General features: G+C 49.0%; 18 protein-coding genes. 3 read left to right on the plus strand and 15 right to left on the minus strand.

Going from position 1 to position 20,279, the window contains the following annotated elements:
* Positions 1 to 126: 126 nt before the first annotated feature.
* On the plus strand, positions 127 to 1,086 hold the full coding sequence (locus tag ACSR9A_RS28550) for a phosphodiester glycosidase family protein (protein WP_473761621.1): 960 nt from the start codon (positions 127 to 129) through the stop codon (positions 1,084 to 1,086).
* A gap of 6 nt (positions 1,087 to 1,092) precedes the next feature.
* A complete protein-coding gene (locus ACSR9A_RS28555) occupies positions 1,093 to 2,106 on the plus strand; it encodes a GtrA family protein (protein ID WP_473761624.1) in 1,014 nt (337 codons plus the stop codon).
* Between the two features lie 156 nt (positions 2,107 to 2,262).
* On the opposite strand, the gene ACSR9A_RS28560 is transcribed toward ACSR9A_RS28555, so the two are convergent.
* From ACSR9A_RS28560 to ACSR9A_RS28610, 11 genes are all read right to left on the minus strand, one after another.
* Positions 2,263 to 4,314: a methyl-accepting chemotaxis protein gene (locus tag ACSR9A_RS28560; RefSeq protein WP_473762368.1), complete on the minus strand. Its 2,052-nt coding sequence runs from the start codon at positions 4,312 to 4,314 to the stop codon at positions 2,263 to 2,265.
* A gap of 377 nt (positions 4,315 to 4,691) precedes the next feature.
* Positions 4,692 to 5,978, minus strand: coding sequence for a peptidase U32 family protein (locus tag ACSR9A_RS28565; RefSeq protein ID WP_473761627.1), 1,287 nt, complete (start codon positions 5,976 to 5,978; stop codon positions 4,692 to 4,694).
* A 27-nt stretch (positions 5,979 to 6,005) separates the two neighbouring features.
* A complete protein-coding gene (locus ACSR9A_RS28570; RefSeq protein ID WP_473761630.1) occupies positions 6,006 to 6,938 on the minus strand; it encodes a peptidase U32 family protein in 933 nt (310 codons plus the stop codon).
* Between the two features lie 14 nt (positions 6,939 to 6,952).
* Positions 6,953 to 8,050 carry an endolytic transglycosylase MltG gene (mltG, locus tag ACSR9A_RS28575; RefSeq protein ID WP_473761633.1) on the minus strand — a complete coding sequence of 366 codons (1,098 nt, stop codon included), beginning with the start codon at positions 8,048 to 8,050 and terminating at the stop codon, positions 6,953 to 6,955.
* A gap of 89 nt (positions 8,051 to 8,139) precedes the next feature.
* On the minus strand, positions 8,140 to 8,454 hold the full coding sequence (locus ACSR9A_RS28580) for a DUF1292 domain-containing protein (RefSeq protein ID WP_473761637.1): 315 nt from the start codon (positions 8,452 to 8,454) through the stop codon (positions 8,140 to 8,142).
* On the minus strand, positions 8,454 to 8,750 hold the full coding sequence (locus ACSR9A_RS28585; protein WP_338555341.1) for a DUF1292 domain-containing protein: 297 nt from the start codon (positions 8,748 to 8,750) through the stop codon (positions 8,454 to 8,456). Before ACSR9A_RS28585 ends, ACSR9A_RS28580 begins: the two co-directional genes overlap by 1 nt.
* A gap of 54 nt (positions 8,751 to 8,804) precedes the next feature.
* The gene (gene ruvX, locus ACSR9A_RS28590) at positions 8,805 to 9,221 is read right to left on the minus strand and encodes a Holliday junction resolvase RuvX (protein ID WP_341281815.1); all 417 of its coding nucleotides are present in this window, start codon (positions 9,219 to 9,221) and stop codon (positions 8,805 to 8,807) included.
* Between the two features lie 21 nt (positions 9,222 to 9,242).
* Complete coding sequence (locus ACSR9A_RS28595; RefSeq protein WP_056040153.1) at positions 9,243 to 9,506, minus strand: IreB family regulatory phosphoprotein; 264 nt, start codon at positions 9,504 to 9,506, stop codon at positions 9,243 to 9,245.
* Between the two features lie 59 nt (positions 9,507 to 9,565).
* On the minus strand, positions 9,566 to 12,199 hold the full coding sequence (gene alaS / locus ACSR9A_RS28600; RefSeq protein WP_473761641.1) for an alanine--tRNA ligase: 2,634 nt from the start codon (positions 12,197 to 12,199) through the stop codon (positions 9,566 to 9,568).
* Between the two features lie 496 nt (positions 12,200 to 12,695).
* Complete coding sequence (locus ACSR9A_RS28605) at positions 12,696 to 13,766, minus strand: AI-2E family transporter (protein WP_473761644.1); 1,071 nt, start codon at positions 13,764 to 13,766, stop codon at positions 12,696 to 12,698.
* A gap of 198 nt (positions 13,767 to 13,964) precedes the next feature.
* Positions 13,965 to 15,944 carry a methyl-accepting chemotaxis protein gene (locus tag ACSR9A_RS28610; RefSeq protein ID WP_473761647.1) on the minus strand — a complete coding sequence of 660 codons (1,980 nt, stop codon included), beginning with the start codon at positions 15,942 to 15,944 and terminating at the stop codon, positions 13,965 to 13,967.
* 329 nt (positions 15,945 to 16,273) lie between these two features.
* Between ACSR9A_RS28610 and ACSR9A_RS28615 the strand changes: the two genes are divergently transcribed.
* The gene (locus tag ACSR9A_RS28615; RefSeq protein WP_473761650.1) at positions 16,274 to 17,632 is read left to right on the plus strand and encodes an Nramp family divalent metal transporter; all 1,359 of its coding nucleotides are present in this window, start codon (positions 16,274 to 16,276) and stop codon (positions 17,630 to 17,632) included.
* A gap of 27 nt (positions 17,633 to 17,659) precedes the next feature.
* Here ACSR9A_RS28615 and ACSR9A_RS28620 read toward each other — a convergent pair whose 3' ends face one another.
* The 4 genes from ACSR9A_RS28620 to ACSR9A_RS28635 all read right to left on the minus strand — a co-directional run bounded on the left by ACSR9A_RS28620 (position 17,660) and on the right by ACSR9A_RS28635 (position 20,178).
* A complete protein-coding gene (locus tag ACSR9A_RS28620; protein ID WP_473761653.1) occupies positions 17,660 to 18,175 on the minus strand; it encodes a HEAT repeat domain-containing protein in 516 nt (171 codons plus the stop codon).
* A gap of 96 nt (positions 18,176 to 18,271) precedes the next feature.
* Positions 18,272 to 18,469 (minus strand): hypothetical protein, encoded by a 198-nt coding sequence (locus tag ACSR9A_RS28625; RefSeq protein WP_046234401.1) that lies wholly within the window; start codon positions 18,467 to 18,469, stop codon positions 18,272 to 18,274.
* A 3-nt stretch (positions 18,470 to 18,472) separates the two neighbouring features.
* The gene (locus ACSR9A_RS28630; RefSeq protein WP_473761655.1) at positions 18,473 to 19,018 is read right to left on the minus strand and encodes a PRC-barrel domain-containing protein; all 546 of its coding nucleotides are present in this window, start codon (positions 19,016 to 19,018) and stop codon (positions 18,473 to 18,475) included.
* Between the two features lie 14 nt (positions 19,019 to 19,032).
* Positions 19,033 to 20,178: a cysteine desulfurase family protein gene (locus ACSR9A_RS28635; protein ID WP_473761657.1), complete on the minus strand. Its 1,146-nt coding sequence runs from the start codon at positions 20,176 to 20,178 to the stop codon at positions 19,033 to 19,035.
* Positions 20,179 to 20,279 lie beyond the last annotated feature (101 nt).

Raw genomic sequence — 20,279 nt, forward strand, 5'->3', positions numbered from 1 at the left:
CGCGTCGCCCTTCCCTTAAGCCCTTCAACACTCGTTCCAGCTGCCCAAAAAATAGTTCAGTTTCATTTAAGGTAGCCCAAGTATGATAACCCTCAAGAACCTATATGAAGAGGTGATGCTTCCATTATGAAGACGCACAAGAAGGCAGCCAAAAAAACGAAACGGATATGGATGATTGCAACGATCGCAACGCTCTTAGGCCTTGGCTCATTGACATATGGTCTCGCAGACCGTTATTTGATCAAGCACGTCGAAGTCGTCGTAACTGACCAAGCGGCAACGTCCAACAGCTCAAGCGATACAGCTGCTTCAACTGCTGAAGTTCAAGCAGCATCAGATGATTGGAACTACAGCAGCGACGATATACAAATTAAAATTGAGCAGGTTCAGACAGGATCTGGCTCAGATCTGATCAACTATTTTGTCGCAGATGTCACAGTTAAAGATGCCAGCAGCCTGCGCTCTGCATTCGCCGAAAACAGTTTTGGAACGAATATTATAGAGGATACCTCAGTCATCGCTTCCAGCAATAATGCCATTTTTGCAATCAACGGCGATTATTATGGCTTCCGTGATGATGGCGTCATTATTCGCAACGGTACCGTATACCGCGATGATCCGGTGCGGAATGCGCTGGCACTGTTCGATGACGGAACGCTCCAAACGTATGATGAAACAGAGATTTCCTCCTCCGATCTGCTTGCTGACGGCGTCACCAATACGTTGTCATTCGGCCCCATACTGATACAAGATGGCAAAATCACAAGTGATTTCAGCAGTGTCAAAATCGATACTAATTTCGGAAACCGCTCGATCCAAAATGCGAATCCGAGAACCGCGATCGGAATGATTGCTCCAAACCATTATGTATTTGTCGTAGTAGACGGGCGGAAGGAAGGCTACAGCCGCGGAATGACACTGACCGAGCTTGCCGATGTCATGGCTGGCCTCGGAGCTACAGAAGCCTACAATTTGGACGGCGGAGGCTCATCGACGATGTATTTCATGGGCAGAGTTGTCAATAATCCGCTTGGTAAAAATCAAGAACGCGGCGTCAGCGACATCTTATATATTGGGGAGGAGTAATTCATCATGACTATATTAGTTCCGGCCTATGAGCCTGATAATCGGCTGCTTGATTTGATCCAGCAGCTGCATGCGTTCCAGCTTGAGCCCATCGTCATTGTCGATGACGGAAGCGGGCCAAGCTACCGTGACATTTTTGAAGCGGCTGAAGCCTCCGGCTGCACCGTTCTGACCCACGAGGTCAACCTCGGGAAAGGACGTGCCTTAAAAACGGGGTTTGGCTATATACAAAAAGCCGGTATGCCGGGCCACGTCGTCTGTGCAGATAGTGACGGGCAGCATCTGCCCCATGACATAAAGCGGATTTTCGAGAAGCTGCTCAGCCAGACAACGCCAGGCATTGTGCTGGGCAGCCGCCGTTTTAGCGGAACCATCCCACTGCGAAGCCGCTTTGGCAACTCGGTCACTCGGTCAGTCTTCTCTCTCACTACGGGCACTAAAATTTATGATACGCAAACCGGTTTGCGCGGCTTTTCACTTTCCATGCTGGACTGGCTGTGCCAAATTCCTGGCGAGCGGTTCGAATATGAAATGAACATGCTGCTGACCGCTCACCGGGATGGCTTTAAGATTACCGAGGAATATATTGATACCGTCTATTTGGATCATAATAAATCATCCCATTTTCGCCCGCTGATCGACTCTTTCCGCATTTATTTGCCGATTATAATGTTCAGCACCTCTTCCCTGCTGTCAGCAATACTAGACTTCACGCTATTATTCCTTATTCAAAGCATTAGCCACAACCTGTTCTTGTCCGTAGTAGCCGCAAGATTGTGCAGCTCCATCTTCAACTATACAATGAACAGAAAGTACGTGTTCACGGGCGGCAAAGTATCCAGGGTACACCAATCGCTGCCAAAATATTTCTCGCTGGTCATTCTTGTGCTGCTCTTAAATTATGGACTTCTGTACTTTTACAATGAAACCCTTATCCTTCCCCTTGTTATCGCCAAATTGCTGACCGAGGCATCCATCTTTCTTTTCAGTTATTGGGCCCAGCGCAAATATGTGTATTAGGGTGAAATATGGCTTCACTGCATGAAAAGCTTGGCTTCCGATCGCCATTAATCCAGCACAAGCTTTTCATTTTCGTTACGCATTTTTCACCATGTTTGAAAAAAAGCCGTTTGAACGGGGAAGTACCCCGTTCAAACGGCTGAATGAAAGTCGATATTATTCGATTTTAAATTTCGAAAGAGAATCTTTCAGCTCACGCGATACGCTGCCCAGCTCTTCCGACAGGCTGACGAGACCGTCACTTATGCTAAGCTGCTCGCTGCTGAGGGAAGCTACCTCTTCTGATGTTGCCGAGGATTGCTGTGCTACTGCGCTGACATTCGTCATTGCCTCGGACAACACTTCCTGCGACTTGTCCAGCTCGCCGATGGAGTCCGTTACTGAATCCAGCTTGTGTACAAACTGTACCATCTGCTCCTGAACACCTACGAAAATATCCGTCGCCTGCTTCACAGAAACAATTTGCTCTTGGAATAAAGGATAAGCATCCGACAATACGCTAACCGTATTGTCAATTTCCTCTTGGATTTTTTCCGTGATTTGTCCTACCACATCAATCGATTGACGGGATTGATCGGCCAGCTTGCGAATTTCATCGGCCACGACCATAAAGCCTTTGCCCGCTGCACCTGCACGCGCTGCTTCAATCGCCGCATTCAGGGAAAGAATGTTGGTCTGCTTCGTCAAATTGTTCAATACATCCAATATTTTAACGATAGAGCCTGTGCTGTCTTTAAGGCTGTCTACCTTTTCAACCATAGAGCGTGTCATTTGCTCGGTCTGTCCCGTTTTGTGGCTCAGCTCGCCCATGTAGGCCGCTCCACGCTCACTCGCTTTCTCTACCTCTCCAGCTGCACGTACAATTTCCGCATTCGCCTGCTTCACTGTTTCCATTTGGGTCGAAATATTGCCGCTCAAGTCGCTGCCGCGCTCTGCTTCAACAGCAAGGCTTGAAGCTCCATTTGCGATTTCTTCAGTTGCGACTGATATTTCCCGTGAGGAAATGGCTGTTTTCCGCGATACATCCGTCAGCTCGCCTGCCGTATGCAGCACAGTATCCGCAGATTGTGTAGCCTGCTTCGCCAAATTGGTAATTTGCGTCATCATATCGTTAAAGCTGTCGCTCAGCTCACCGATTTCATCGGAACGTTTCTGAATCGTAGAACGCACCGTCAAATTGCCCCGTTGTCCCTCGTTCATTAAATTGCGCAGGTTCGTCAGTGGCTGTGCAATCGTTCTAATGACAAGGAAGCCAATCGCAATTGCAATGAATACAGCTACAATCGCTGTAATAATGGTCATATTGCGAATAACTTTTGCATCCTCGACCAACGTATCTACCGGAATAAGACCGAGCAGCTTCCAATCTACGGAATCAAATGATTTATAGACCGTCAGCATGGATTCGCCATCGCTAGTATTCAGCTTTTCCGATCCTTCTATTGCAGCGTCTCCTTCAGTCGGAAGAGCTACTGGAGCCGGCTGACCAATCAGGTCATTGTTAGGAGGCAAAATATAGTTGTTTTGACCATCTACGATCGAAAGCTCACTGCCTAGTCCCAAGGATACATCCTTTATTGAATCTTGGAGGCTAGCCAAATTAATTTCAATTAGCAGCATATAGGAAACTTCATTCAGCGTGCTGTCCTTCAGAAGACGGCTGATACCAACCGTTGGCGCACCGTTCGCACCGCCGAAGCCCTTCGGCTGGGTCCCAATCCATAGCGCCTTGCCATTTGCTTCTTGCACCTTGCTGAACCACTCTTCCTGCTTCATCGCAGCGGTTGCAACAGAAGAAGCATTTCCTGCTGTTACGACTGGCAGCTTGTCGTCCAACGGCAGCAAATAGATTGCCTTAATGCTGGAGTTGCCTAGCGCGTAATCCTGCATTTTGCTAGACAGCTCGCGGCTTGCTTCAAACCGGGTATAATCGTCCTCGCCGTCACGCATTTTACCGATCAACGTATGTAAGTCTTTATTAATTAAAATTTGCATCGTCATTTCTTCATAGTTGTCCAAAATAATGTTCAAATTCGTCGTTACTTGGCTGACTGTCTGAAAGCTAGCCCCGGAAACTTTGCGCTCGACAATCGTTTTCGTCTGTGAATATGAAATGAGACCTACTGCCAAAACACAGGTTACGATGCTGGCAAAAATAATTAAAAACAGCTTCGTACCTACCGATTTATTGACCTGGTTCAGCTTCATTTCCTTCGTCAGCGCGAGCAGCTGCTTGGAGGAGCTTTTCCCGTATTTGCCCGTATTAGAGGCGATTTTTTTTATAATCGGTTTAGAGCTGCCCCAAAGTCCAGAAAGGGCTTTCATAGATTTCCCTGCTTCTGTTTTTTTCATCGTAATTTTCTTCGACTGAGTTTTGTCCTCATTTTTTTTCAATGATGACACCGCCTTTTTTATTTGTTACAGACTAGGTCTCTAGAAGCGTTCAATATGTTGTCAATGAATCCTTGTACTCTCTTTTCTTATGTAGCCCCTAATTCTATATATCGGTTTTCAACTCACAAATAATTAATAAATAATAAAAAAAACACTGTTATCGAAAAACGAAAACAGTGTCGTGGTCCTAGTTATTTTTTTATCATTAGTTTACGCAGCATATCCATTGGTTCAACAGGTGCAAAAGTCTTAATGTGGATGCGCTGAAGCGGGTGTCTTGCTGCATCCAGCTCTTGTCCCTTGTCATCGGTCATCCGCGTAATCGTCTGCTTGAAGAAGCGGCCGCCGGGTCCTACAAACTCAACTTCTTGTCCCAATTTGAAGTGGTTGCGCTGTTGTACAACCGCAATGCCCGTCTCTTCATTGTATTCCAGAACAACTCCGGCAAAATCATAAGGAGCTGGCTTATCTTCCGGCTCATAAATATGATCCTCTGCACCCGGTGTATCGAGGAAAAATCCCGTGTTGAGCGGACGGTTCGCCGCTTTGAAAATTTCATCCAGCCATTCTTGCTTCAGTACAAAATTTTCCGGGTCCTCAAAATAGGAATCAATCGCTTGACGATACACATTCACAACAGTAGCAACATAGTGAATACTCTTCATGCGGCCTTCAATTTTGAAGCTATCTACGCCAACATCAATCAGCTCTGGCAAATATTCAATCATACACAGGTCTTTAGACCCCATCGTGAATTGATCTTCGCCTTCGGTGTACATTGGCATATCATCAACGAACAAATCGTATTTCCAGCGACACGACTGCGAGCAGCCCCCACGGTTGGAGTCCCGATCGGTAAAGTGATTGCTGAGTACACAGCGGCCAGAAAATGAAGAACACATCGCGCCATGAATAAACGCTTCAATTTCAATATCTACATGCTTTTTAATTTCGGCGATTTCTTCAAAGCTTGTTTCTCTGGCCAGAACGACGCGTGGCAGTCCTTCTTCCTTCCAAAACTGTACCGCCTGCCAGTTGAGCGTGGATTGCTGGGTGCTCAAATGCGCTTCCAGCTTAGGAGCTACTCGCGCAGCCGTCTCTATAATAATCGGATCTGCGACAATAATCGCTGAAATGCCGACTTCCTCCAGATTGCGCAAATACTCCTCAAGCCCGCCGATATCCTCATTATGCGCGTAAATATTCGTAGCCACGAATACCTTAGCGCCATAACGATTGGCAAACTCGACGCCTTCTCGCATTTCCTCAAAGCTGAAATTGCCTGCGTTGGAACGAAGGCCGTATTTTTGTCCGCCAATGTATACGGCGTCAGCGCCATAATGGATGGCGAATTTCAGCTTTTCCAAATTGCCTGCCGGGGCAAGCAGCTCGGGACGATCGAGTCTATGGCGTTTTCCCTGATAGCGGGTTTTCACCGGGCTCGTCGCCCCTGAATACGTGTTTTCTGCAACTGTCATAGTTGCTGCACCTCCTGCTCCCATACCTCAATACACCTGTTCTTTATAAAAGAAACCAAAGCTCAGCTCACGCTGCGGATCTTGCGCTTCTTGAATCGGCTCCAGCCACTCATCCTGAAAACGGTAGCCCTCCGGATCAGCCATATAAGCGTCAATGACATTGCGATAAGCCCTTACTATGATTTCATTGTATTCTATCGACTTGAGCAGCCCTTCAATCTTCAAGCTCTCCACGCCGATTTCCATCAGCTCATGCAGGTTTTCCAGCATGCAAATATCATCCGAGCTCAAAATATGCGTGCCGTTGGCATCCTCAAAAATAGGGAAACGCTCATCTTTACGCTCAGCTTCCATTACGTATAGCCCTTGCTCCTTGCTGGCGCTGCCAAGCTTGCCGGAGTCTTCCTGATGATCCAAATAGCTGTTCACAAGCGAACGCTTGGAATGATAAATATTCGTCAAGCCATGAACCTGCACCTCGATTGGCATCGTGGAGTTTTCTTTGATTTCAATGACCTGATCCATATTCAGCTCGCGGGCAAGCACAAACCGCGTAGCCCCGCGCTTTCTCCAATATTCAGCTGTCGCATAATTCGTTGAAGTCATCTCGGCATTCCAATGCAGCGGCATGTCAGGAGCGGCACTCCGTGCAGCCATCAATACAGCGGGGTCACCGAACATTACGCCGTTTACACCAGCTTCGGCCAGTGCCTGCAAATAGCCTGGCAAAGATTCCACGACTTTGTTTTCGATCAAATTATTTACCGATACATAAATGTTTACGCCGTGAGGCGCCGCCAGCTCCACCGCTTGCCTGATCATTTCCAGATCAAATTGTCCAGCAAGACGCATGCCGTAGCGTGCTTCTCCAATTAGGAAAGCATCAGCCCCGGCAGCAATTAGGCGCTCCAGCTCCTCCAAAGATGAAGCTGTCGTTAATAATTCTGGCTTTACTGCCATGCTCCTTACACTCCTTACTTAGACTGCGCAGTCTTGTTGCTGTTAGCAATATTATTGTTATGCTCGCTAAAGGTTTTAGCAAACAGATGCTGTCCCGTTCCATCTTTCTTGGTTACATAGAAAAAATATTCCGTTTCCTGCGGATAAAGTGCCGCTTTGATCGAGCTAAGGCTTGGGGCTGCAATCGGTCCCGGCGGGAGCCCATCTACCAAATAGGTGTTATAAGGGCTATCTATCTTGAGATCCTTATTATATAAACGTTCCTTTGGCTTATCGAGTGCATATTGCACTGTTGCATCTATTTGAAGCTTCATCGGCTTGTTCAAGCGATTATATATAACGCTCGCAACGATCGGACGCTCCTCGTCAACGACCACCTCGCGCTCAACCAGGGATGCAATCGTAAGCAGCTGATGAATCGTCAGCTTGCGTTTTTCCAGCTGAATCGTCCAATCATTGGGAAGCTGGGCAAGCTTGACATCAAGTTCAGAAATCATACGGTTCAATATTTCCTGCTCCGAACTGCCCTTCTTCATTTCATAGGTTTCAGGAAACAAATACCCTTCTAGCCGGTGATGCAGCTTAGCATCAGCGGAAATCTCATTGACCGCATCCGCATTGCTCCACGTTTGCTGCTTATCGGCAAGCTCCAAAAATTTATCCTTGTCGATCAGCTTCTCTTCCGCCAGCTTATCGGCAATTTGCAGTACCGTAAGCCCCTCTGGAATCGTAAACCGGATCGTCTCCTGCTTGACGGTGCTGCCGCTATTCAGCATAGCAATGACATCTGCCTTATCCATGCCGGGATTCATCGAATACGTGCCCGCTTGGAATTTGCCGCCTTCTTTTTCCAGCTTCAAATAATATTTAAAGATCAGGGCATTTTTAATAATCCCTTCCTCTTGAAGCACATCGGAAATTTGGCTCGCTGAGGCGCTGTTTGGAATGACAATCTGCTTGGCCTCTGCCGTCTTGGTTGGCTCTAATTGAAGCCACAAATAAATAAATGCGCCGCCCACCACTGTAGTGATGACGCCTAAAATGCTTAAAAATACGTAAAAAGCGATACGAACCTTGCTAGGCTTAGATGACTGCCTCTTTGCGTTGTCCAACCTGCTTTCCTCCTAATTCCCCAATACGTCGAGAAAAAGAGCGGTGTGCACCGCTCTTTTTCTCGATGTATACGTATAATAAAGCTTGCTTAAGGTCGCTCATCGCCAGCAAATAACAAATCGTCATAAGCTTCGGACGCCAGTTCCCATTCTTCATCATCCTCAATCGTTTCCAGCTCCGGCTCTTCGCCAAGCTCGCCAATGACGCGGAAAAGCTCCACTTCATCCTCGCCCTTCATCGCTTCCGACTGGAGCGCCGCATAGACGTAGGAGCCGAGTCTAAACTCAGCCTTGATGTCGAATGTTTCCATAACGCCGCCGCCCGCAAGCAGCTCGATTTGAGGACCGAAGGCTTCCCGCAGCCGCTCAAGCGGCTGCGGGATTAGTACCTCGCCTTGATCCATTAATTTTCTTCCTCCAACTCGCCGAGCAGCGTATTAAACGTCTCCTCCACGATGTTCCATTCTTCTTCGTCTTCAATCGTGTACAGCTGGAGATCATCGCCATCTTCCTCGTAGCGGAAGGCGTAAACCTCATCTTCCTCTTCGCTCTCGCCAACGAGCGGAACGACCATCATATATTTCTGATCAGAGCCATCCACTTCAAACTTCATGATGACTTCGAATTCTTCTTCATTGCCGTCTTCATCCGGAATATAAATAATTTCCGGCTCTTCGAACTGCATATCATCCTTTGTCATCTTAACCCTCACCTTTTCGTTTTGTAATTTGCGCCAAAATAGCTTTCGCTCCTGTTAACGCAAGCCCTTAGAATCGAGATAATTTTGTAAAATGAGCGTTGCCGCCATTTTGTCCACTACCAGCTTTCGCTTCTTACGGCTGACATCCGCTTCTATGAGAGTACGCTCTGCGGCTACAGTAGTCAACCGTTCGTCCCAAAGGTGAACAGGCAAGTGTAGTTTCTGTCGAAGCTGCTCTGCGAATTCAATACTAATTTCGCCTCGCGGACCGATGGTGTTATTCATGTTTTTCGGCAGTCCCAAGACGATTTCACTAACCTCATACTGCTGCGCAATTTCAGCGAGCCGATCCAATTCGCCATTGTCCCGGCGCTTCTTCACGACCTCAAGCCCTTGCGCAGTCCAGCCAAAAGGATCGCTTACCGCAACACCAATGTTGCGATCGCCGTAATCGAGTCCCATTGTTCTCATTGCTTGTCCGGCTCCTGACTATTATGTTTTCTTATTGTTCAAATAAAACCGGACAAGCTCTTCAATGAGTTCATCGCGTTCCTTCTTGCGAATCAGGCTCCTGGCGTTGTTGTGCCGCGGAATATACGCGGGATCACCGGAGAGCAAATAGCCTACAATCTGATTGATCGGATTGTACTCTTTCTCCAGAAGTGCCTCATGCACAGACAGCAAAATGTCCTGTGAGGAGGTTTCCAAACTTTCCGGCAACACATCAAACTTCATCGTTTTGTCCATGGAACTCATCGCCAGCACCTCGCTTTCCAACTACATTTCAATGAGATTACTATCGATACACATTCCTATCATATCACATTTGCTTGGGCGAGAACCAGTTCTTCCGCAAGTTTCAGTGCTTCTTCCAATTTGGAAGCGTCCTTGCCGCCAGCCTGCGCCATATCAGGACGGCCACCGCCGCTTCCGCCGCACACAGCTGCTGCTTCTTTAATAATTTTGCCAGCGTGAAGACCCTTCTTCACCAAATCGGCCGATACCGACGCTACAAGGCTGACTTTATCCTCTTGAACAGCGCCGAGAATAATAACCGCAGAAGGCAGCTTAAGCTTCAGCTCATCAGAAATGCCGCGCAGCGCGTCTATGGATGGCGCATTTACTTGAGCGCTAAGCACCGTAATTTCGCCGATCTGCTTCGCCTGCTGCTCAAGCGAGCCTGCTTCGATCCGGCTCAGCTTCGCTTGCAGCGATTCATTCTCACGGCCAAGCTCCTTCACCTGTGCATGCAGCGCTTCAATACGCTTAGGCACATCTCCATTGCTCGATTTCAGCAATGCTGCTGCTTGCCCCAGCAAATCAAGCTGGCTTTCAGTGTAGCTGTAAGCATGGCGGCCTGTAACGGCTTCAATCCGGCGCACGCCGGAGCCAATTCCGCTTTCGCTGATCAGCTTGAACACGCCGATTTGCGAAGTGCTGGCTACGTGACAGCCGCCGCAAAGCTCAAGGCTGTAGTCGCCGACTTGCACGACGCGGACGACATCGCCATATTTTTCACCGAATAAGGCCATTGCTCCCATTTCCTTCGCTTCTGCAAGCGACTTGTTCGTAATGGTCACATCGGTGCTGTTCCAAATTTGCTCATTGACACGGCGCTCGATTTCTACAAGCTCCTCATCGGTAATGCTGCCAAAGTGGGAGAAGTCAAAACGCAGACGCTCCGCCTCAACAAGGGAACCGGCTTGATTAACATGTGTGCCCAGTACTTCCTTGAGCGCTTTGTGCAGCAAATGGGTTGCGGTATGGTTTTTAATGACATCCTCACGAACCGCTTTCGCAACAGCCGCCTGTACTTTCTCGCCCGTCTTCACGGTACCTGATACAACGAGCGCATGATGCACGCTTTGGCCATGCGGCGCTTTCGTCACATCTTTCACCTGCAAGGAGAAGCCTTGGCCCGAAATGATGCCGCGGTCGCCAATTTGTCCGCCGCTCTCCGCATAGAACGGAGTACGGTCAAGCAGCACAAACACTTCGCTGCCTTCGCTTGCGCTATCAATCAGCGCATCCTCTTGCACAATCGCCGTAATGGCCGATTCAATTACCAATTCATTATAGCCAACAAATTCGCTTTTAACCGTGAATTCGCCGAGTGCGCCACCTTGAATCTTCATGCCGCCCGTATCCTGACGAGCTGCCCGTGCGCGCTCGCGCTGCGCTTCCATTGCTGCGTCAAAGCCTGCACGGTCAACGGTCAAGCCGTTTTCCGCTGCAAAGTCCTCCGTCAGGTCAAACGGGAAGCCGTACGTGTCATACAGGCGGAATGCATCCTCGCCGCCGATTTCCTTGCCGCCTGCTGCGCGAGCGGAATCTACCAGCGTCGTGAGCAAAGCCAGGCCGTCGGATAGCGTCTCGTGGAAACGCTCTTCCTCTGTACGAATAACCTTCTCAATAAATTCGCGCTTGGACACAACCTCATCATAGTACACGCCCATCACTTCGCCGACAGTAGCTGTCAGCTCATGAAGGAATGGACGGTCGATGCCGATCGATTTTCCGTAACGAACCGCTCTGCGGAGCAAACGGCGAATAATGTAGCCGCGTCCTTCATTAGAAGGCATAACGCCGTCGCCGACAGCGAAAGCAACCGTACGAATGTGGTCAGCGATAACTTTCAGCGCCACATCGTGCTCAGCGTTCACATGATATTTCACGCCAGCAAGCTCACACGTACGCTCGATAATTGGCATGAACAGGTCCGTATCAAAGTTCGAATCTACATCCTGCAAAATCGAAGCGAAACGCTCCAGACCTGCGCCTGTATCGATGTTTTTGTTAGGAAGCGGCGTATAGCTGCCGTCTTTGTTATGGTTGAATTGCGAGAATACGAGGTTCCACACTTCCAGAAAACGCTCGTTTTCGCCGCCCGGCCAGCATTCCGAATCATTCAAATCGCCGTATTTGTCGCCGCGGTCATAGAAAATTTCCGTACATGGCCCGCATGGACCTTCGCCGATATCCCAGAAGTTTTCATCCAGCTTGTAGATGCGCTCCTCTGGCAGGCCGATTTTTTTATTCCAGAACTCGTATGCTTCTTCATCCTCCGGGTAAACGGTAACCGATAGGCGCTCTGGATCGAAGCCGATCCACTCCTTGCCCGTTAGAAACTCCCAAGCCCATGTAATCGCTTCTTCCTTGAAATAATCGCCGATGGAGAAATTTCCGAGCATTTCAAAAAAAGTATGGTGGCGGCGCGTTTTGCCGACATTTTCGATATCGTTGGTGCGAATGCACTTCTGGGAATTCGTAATCCGTGGATTTTCCGGAATGACGCGTCCGTCAAAATAAGCTTTCAACGGCGCCATGCCTGCGTTAATCCATAGCAGCGATGGATCGTTGTGCGGCACGAGCGATGCGCTCGGCTCGATTGTATGTCCTTTGCTTTCAAAAAAAGCAAGCCATTTTGCCCGAATTTCACTAGCCTTCATAGTTGATACGCCTCCAATAGGTTTCATTATTTACGCCTGCATTTTGCAGCCAAACCTGCTTTAAAACATCAAAAAGTCCCTGTCAGTTATGACAGGGACGAAAACTCGCGGTACCACCCTGGTTATCGCCAGCTTCAGCCTTGCGCTATTTCTAGCGGCACAGCCTTACGCAGCAATCTCCTCGTATGGACAATAACGGGTCCTCCCGGTGAAGTTCATTCACACTCCGAAAGCAGCTTTCAGCCATCCTTCGCCATAAAAGCTCTTGCAGCCAACGCCGGATAACGGCGAAGAAGCTTCCTCTCTGATTGACGGTCTATAGCTTACTTCTTTTTCATCAACGATTTCCATTTAAAATATAAGAACTTATAAGTTTTGCACTTATAAATGGGCTTATATTTCTCCGACAAAGCTCTTCGCTCGTCCCAGAAGGACGACGAAGTCGTTTTTGCTTGAGTTGTACTAAAAATGAGTATATCGGCAGCAAGGCCCGCTGTCAAATAATCTTTCGCCGCACATAATAGGCAAACATATGCTGGACGATGACCTTCAGCGCCGCGAAAATCGGAACGGCGAGAATCATCCCCGCGACGCCCGCTACCTCTCCTCCGACCAGCAGGGCAAAAATAATCGCCAGCGGATGCATATGCAGCGTCCTCCCCACCACCTGCGGAGAAATGATATTGCCCTCTAAAATTTGGCATAGCGTATTGATTACCGCGACGAGAATCATCATTTTGACCGATATGGTCGAGGCCATCAGAATTGCTGGAATCGCCCCCAGAAACGGGCCCAAGTAGGGAATAATGTTCGTAATCGCTACAATGCCGGCAAGCAGCAGCGCATATTCCATTCCGATAATCGTGTAGCCGATATAGGCAAGCACACCGACGATCAGACAGACGAGAAACTGCCCGCGTATGTAGCTGCCGAGCGCCGAGTCAATATCCTTCATCAGCCGGACGGTATTTTGACGATGCGACTTGGGCACGTACGTAATGATCGTCCGCTCAAACACCTCAAAATCCTTCAAAATGTAGAATGCCAGAAACGGCACAATAAAGGCAATAAACACCGTATTCAGCACCGAACCAATATTGTTGATAAAATGGATCAGCGTTTCCGACAGCTTCCGCTCCATATGAAGCAGCGACTGGTTCATCCCATCGCGCAGGCTGTCCGGCAGAAACGATGTATTGTTGATATCCGTCACCAAATTTTGCGCCTTCATCGTCAGGTCTGGCACCCGCTCGTTGAGCTCCTGCACCTGCATGGCAAGCATTGGAATGACATTGACGAGCAAGACGGTCAGCGCTGTGAAAAATACCGTATAAATGAGCAGCACCGCCATCGTACGCGGAACTTTACGTTCATGCAGCATCGTCACTACAGGATTCAGCACGTAGGAAATAATCATGGCAACGATAAATGGCGCAAGAATCGCCTTGAGGAAAAAATAAATATTCATAAACATTGGTTTGACCAATATAAGCAAATACAGCGCCAGCAAACCTAGAATAATGTAGACCAGCCATACAAACAAACGGCTTTTTGTGAACCGCTCCACTTTCCCTCACCCCCGCTCGCTTACCAAGGTGAAACGGCTGTCGCCGTCCTTTGACGGCGGCTGCGCGTTTCAGTCCGAGAAATATAAGTCCATTTATAAGTGTGAAGCTTATAAATTCTTATATTTCAAAAGAGGCCCCTAGGCCAATCTGCTACAGTATATGTACAAGCGGGGAAAATCATCCATGCTGCTGGCCAGTTATTGTTTACGAGTGTTAAAACGGCTAATTTCCTTCAGCAGCTGATCCGCATGATCGGACAATTCTCTGGCCGCATCGGAAATATTTTCAATCGATAGCGACTGCTCCATTGTGGAGGATGCCGCTTCTTCCGTCGAAGCCGCACTTTCCTCTGCAACTGCCGCAAGCCCCGTAATCACATCAGAGACCTGTGCAGCACCCGATTTCAGCTCCGTAATGCCTGAAGTCACCGAATTAATTTTTAGAATAATTTCATCTACAGATTCCCGAATGCGGTCAAAAGAAGCCGCTGTCTCCTCCATAGAATCCAGCTGGGCTGCACTGTTCCGGCGGAACTGCTCAAGCTCAGCTGTACTTTGCTCACCCGCTGCATGCAACTCACTCAGCAGTTGATCGATTCCGCTCACCGATTGCGAGGACTGCTCGGCGAGCTTGCGGACCTCAGTGGCAACTACAGCAAAACCTTTGCCATTCTCGCCAGCGCGGGCCGCCTCAATAGCTGCATTGAGCGCCAGCAAATTCGTTTGTGCGGCAATGGCCTGAATGCTGCCGGTAATTTTAGAAATTTCACCGATTTTACTCAGCAGCAGCTCATTGGACTCTTCCACCCGCTCGGTAGATTCCTTCCCAGCCTCCGAAAGATCCGTCTGACGGGCAATCGCGCCTTTACCGCTTTCCATCGCTTGATTAACATCCAAAATCGTTACCGACGCTTGGCGGGTCTCATCCGCGATTTGGTCAATGACCGTATTAATTTCGGATACCATCTCGGCACCCGATTGCACAGATTGTGCCTGATCACCAGCTCCCTTGGCAATTTCCTCAATGACGGTCGATATTTGCCCAGCAATTTCATTGCTGCCCGAAGCATCCTTGTACATCGTCTTGGAGGATGTTTGTACGAGCTGCGCAGATTGATCAACCTGCTGAATAAGCTGATTGAGGGAAGCGCTCATTGCATTAAACGAAGAACCCAGCTGGGCAATTTCGTCCTTGCCCTTAACAGGCACCTGCACCGTAAGATCGCCGGCGGCCAGCAGCTGTGCACTCTTTTTCATATTAAGCAATGGCTTCAGCGCTTTAAGGGATATCAAATAGGCGACAGCAGCCAGCAGTAAGGTGAACACGACGATAAAGCTTATATAAAGCTGCTTGGAGCTCGTAAGCTCAGCAAAGGCCGCTGATTTGGAAATGGAGGTCGCTACTACCCAATTGGTGTTTGGAACCTTTTCAAAATACAACAGCTGCGTGTCATTGTTATACGTATATTCTGCCCGGCCGGAAGGTTCACCGAGCATTTGCTCTACCACATTTTTATAGTCATTTTGCTCCGCAAGCTGCGTGTTCAGCAGGCTTTGATCAGGGTGGGAAAGAACGACGCCCGTCCGGTCCAGCAAAAAGGTAAAGCCGTCTTCCGTTTTAATCGAGCTGATTTTTTCCTTAATGGAATCGAGAGAAATATTTTCTGAAATGGCGCCTTGGAAAGCTCCATTCTGGTCATGCAGCGGCACGCCGATAAAAATAGCCTGTACTCCCGCCTTCGTAATATACGCATCGCTATAAGTGAGCTTGCCTGATTCCTTAATCGCTAAATACCACGGACGCTGGCGAGCATCGAACGTAGCATCCGGAATAAAGCCCGCGCCATCCATATAGGTGCCGTCTTCCAGACCAAAATAGATCGTATCGATATCCTCTTTATTATCAGGCAGTTGAAAGGCCATCAAATGGTCCATGCCGATTTCGTTCAGCGGTACGGTATCCTCAATCACTTTGCCTACGGTCTCGATTACTTTGGCCTGTTTTTGCGCCCAGCCATCTACTTCAGCAACCGCTTTTTGGACGGAGCTTTGAATTTCTCCATTTACCGAACTCGTTGCCTGCTTTTCAATTACATACAGTGCAAAATAACTGAGCGGAGTTGCGAGCAGAATACAAATAGCCGTTACAAACACAATAATTTTCACTTTAAGCGTCATTCCTACGCCTCTTTTCTCATTTTGTATAGCCCTTAAAAATTCAATTAAACATGAAGGGACTATAAATATATCGACAATTTCTCCAGTACCTTTATAGCTGAGAATTGGAAAATCAAAATAACTGTTGAATGCTTGCTCGGACTTGTATTTGCAGGAAAAACAAGCACTTTCATTTCCAAAATACCCGATTTTCTTTAATGAAATTACCAGCAATGAACAAGGGATACTCAAATCCATTGACAAAAATGTTTCCCAGGCGCAATATTGTTTCATAGCACAAACAAATGCAACAGCCAACACATCTGAGCGTAAACGAAAGAAGGGTTTTTATGAGCACACAGTCCGATCAACTGGATAAAAAATCCGGCTGGCTCCGCGCGAGTGGAAATGTCAGCCTTGAAGAAGTGAACTCCTCTATTCATATACCGAAAAATGCAAGCGGCTTTCGAAAATTTCTCGCCTTCGCTGGCCCCGGCATGCTGGTCGCCGTCGGCTATATCGATCCCGGCAACTGGGCAACATCCATTGCGGGCGGCGCAAGGTTCGGCTATACGCTGCTGGCCGTTATTCTGATCGCCAATTTAATTGCGATTTTGCTGCAAAATCTGTCGGCAAGGCTCGGCATCGTTACCGGCCGCGACCTTGCCCAAGCAACCCGCGACTCCGTCGGCATGAAAGGCGCTGTCATCCTCTGGCTGCTGGCCGAGCTTGCCATTATTGCAACCGATCTTGCCGAGGTTATCGGCTCCGCCATTGCCCTAAATTTATTGTTTGGCCTCCCCTTAATAGGCGGTATTCTTATTACGACGCTAGATGTATTTTTGCTGCTGCTGCTGCAGAAGAAAGGCTTTCGGCTTATTGAATCCCTTATTATTGTGCTGATGGCTACGATATTCGGGGTATTTGTATTCGAGGTCATTATTTCGCGTCCGGATATATCAGCGGTGCTTTCCGGCTATGTTCCGAAGTTTGAAATCGTAAGCAGCCCCGCCATGCTGTTCGTATCTCTTGGCATCCTTGGGGCAACGGTTATGCCGCATAATCTGTATTTGCATTCCTCCATCATTCAGACGAGAAAATATGAGCGGACGGAGGAGGGACGGCGGGAAGCGATTAAGTATTCCCAATGGGATTCCGGCGTTTCGCTGACCATCGCTTTTCTGATTAATTCAAGCATCTTGATTCTGGGAGCTGCGGCCTTTTATGGAACGGGCCTGAATGTAACGGAAATCGAAGGCGCCTATCAACTGCTTAGCCCAACGCTTGGCGTCAGCATTGCCAGCACCTTATTCGCTGTTGCCTTGCTCGCTTCTGGCCAAAGCTCGACAATTACGGGGACTTTAACGGGGCAAATCGTTATGGAGGGTTTTATTAAATTTTCGATTCCGCCTTGGCTGCGCCGTATTGTGACACGATTGCTTGCTGTCATTCCAGCGCTCATCGTCACCTGGCTGTTCGGCACGCGCGGAACGGGCGAGCTGCTGCTGTGGAGCCAAGTCGTCCTGAGCTTGCAGCTTCCGTTCGCCATTATTCCGCTTGTGCTGTTCACAAGCAGCCAAGCCAAAATGGGTATGTTCGCCAACAAGCCTTGGGTCAAAGTGCTTGCCTGGCTATGCGTAGGGGTTATTACAGCGCTAAACCTGTTCCTTGTGCTGTATTTGTTCGCCACTGGGCATGAGCTAGGGTAATGAGCCGCTATGCCCAGCAGCTTTAAATTATTCAGACTCCACTTGATTAGCCGCTATCCAGTCTAGCGCTTCCTTTGCTGCGGAAGCCTCTACCGGGGTATCCGGCTTTTTTTGTACCTGCTTCAGTCTTTCGATTACGGAGTCCTCCACTAATGCCGGGTTAATAATCGATATCGCCCAGGCTGCCCAGAAGCTCGGCTTCTCCTGATTTTGCTCGGCAGTCCAGATCTGCTGGAGCGGTTTAACACTTTCACTGCCTATTCTAACCAAGGTCAATGCGGCGGCCATACGAAGCTTCTCATTGTCTGCATCAAGCAGCGCCGCAACCTGTTCAGCCGCAGCTCCAGACAGCGGGCCCAGCTCGCCGAGCACAATAACCAGCATCGTCCGCACAGGATCTTTTGCAGCCCGCAGCTGCACAAGCAACTCGGGTACGATTTTTCCGCCTTCGTTTTTCAGCGCCTGGATCGCTGCAAGCGCATCTAGCGGATTTTCGCTTGCAAGCTTCGCTATTTGGGCCTGCACCTCATTTAATTCGGCCACTTTAACCCCTCCTCGCCCTTCTATATCATTAAAAAAGAGAACAGCCACATGACTGTTCCCTTCTAATTGTATGTCAGTATGTAACCATGCATAACACTAGGTTGCATGGATTTGTGGCATTTCATCTTCAAAAAACAGATCATCAAGTGAACTAAGCGTCCCATCTTCCTCCACTTGGTACACGGACATCTTCTCTCCGTTGACAGTCAGTTCAATGAAGCAGCCCCAGCAATAAAATTGATGGGAACCTATTTTTCCTATATCTTTCGAATTGCAGTTGGGACATCTCATCATCTTTCATTTCTCCCTATTTTTCGAATTGGAAGCTGCGACAGGCTCCAATTCTGCTTCACTGACAGCAGGAACGATAATCGCGTCTTCCCCGAGCAGCACGGCATCTGAATCTTCAGGAGCTCTGAGCCACTTGCGCCCTTCCATTAGATCCGATATAAAACCGTCCGTAAGCTCAAAGCCTACTATTGGTGTACCCATAAATGGATGAAAATAAACGTCCGATACTTGTCCAAGCATCACGCCGTGTACCGTCACCATAGGCATACCCTTGAGCTGGACTTTACTGGTGCAAAAGGTTCTGCCCAGCTGCTCAAGCTTTGTTTTCTGCACAGCTGCTTCGTCGGAAATAATTATCGCGTCTACGCCGCATGTCAGCACCGCATTCCAGTCCACTGTCTTGACGACATTAGCAAACCAGCCGTTGCTTTCGAGCACGAGTCCTGTAACTTTCCAGTGGGAGTCGAAAATCGCATCCTTGATCGTGCCTTCGCGCTTGCCGGAATGAATAACCAGCACGGGCAGACCGATCAATTGCTGTAGTTTAATCACGGCCGGGAAGCCTCCTAGGCGTTATTACGGATGCGCTGCACAATCGTTGCAACTTTTTGCGCTGCGGCACCCAGTTCCTCCTTAGTATTCCCCAAACCGAAGCTGAATCTTACGGCGGAAGCCAGCCTTTCCTCCGGCAGCTTCATCGACCGCAGCACATGGGAGCGCTCCAGCGCCCCTGACGTGCAGGCCGAGCCGCTTGCGGCTGCAATGCCTGCCATATCGAGATTCATCAGCATCGTCTCGGTATCGATCCCGATAAAGCTGATATTGACGATATGCGGAAGTGCCTGCTCCGCCGCGCCATTGATGACTATATCTATATCCACATTTTTCCTGAGCAGCTCTACCCATACCATACGAAGCTCGCTCAGAAAAAGTTGCTTGTTTTGCGCTTCTTTCACACAAATTTCAACAGCTTTGGCGAAGCCGACGATGCCGGCGACATTTTCGGTGCCTGCACGGCGCTTGCGTTCTTGCGAGCCGCCCTGCGAGCTCGCCTCAAATGGCGTGCCAGCAGCGATATATAACGCGCCAACCCCTTGCGGGCCATTGATTTTGTGGGCGGAAAAGCTCATTAAATCGATTGGCAGCCCATTGAGCTGATAGCTCGCTGTACCCAGTGCCTGAACGGCATCGACATGAAAAATAACGCCTCGCTCATGCGCCAGGCGCCCGATGTCTTCAATCGGCTGCATACTTCCTACCTCATTATTGCCGTGCATAATGCTAATCAGCGCCGTATTTGGCTTTATTGCCGCCGCTACATCAGCAAGCGACACTTGACCTTGCTCATCAACGGGCAGCAGCGTCAGCTCAAAGCCTTCGCGCTCAAGCGCTTCGCAGGGATGCAGCACCGCATGGTGCTCAGCCTCCGCTGTAATGATATGGTTTTTGCCTAGCAGCGCCTGCGCGCGGGCAACACCCTTGAGCGCCATATTGTTGCTCTCTGTGCCGCCAGACGTAAATACGAGCTCAGCAGGCTTGCAGCCGACAGCTGCCGCGATCTGGTCGCGGGAGCGATTAATATGCTGCCGCGCCGCGCGTCCGAAGGCATGCATGCTCGATGCATTGCCTCCCGGACCCTGCATCACTTCCAGCATCGCGCGCGCGACTTCTGGATGCATTGGCGTCGTTGCGGCATGATCGAAATAGTGCATAGCTTGTCTAGCTCCTTCTATTATAAAAGTAGAAATTATCATCGTATCCTCAAAAGTATAGCACAAGGCGAATCAACAAGCACTACCGCTCGCACTGAAAA

It is taken from the genome of Paenibacillus sp. R-74696 (assembly GCF_055814915.1).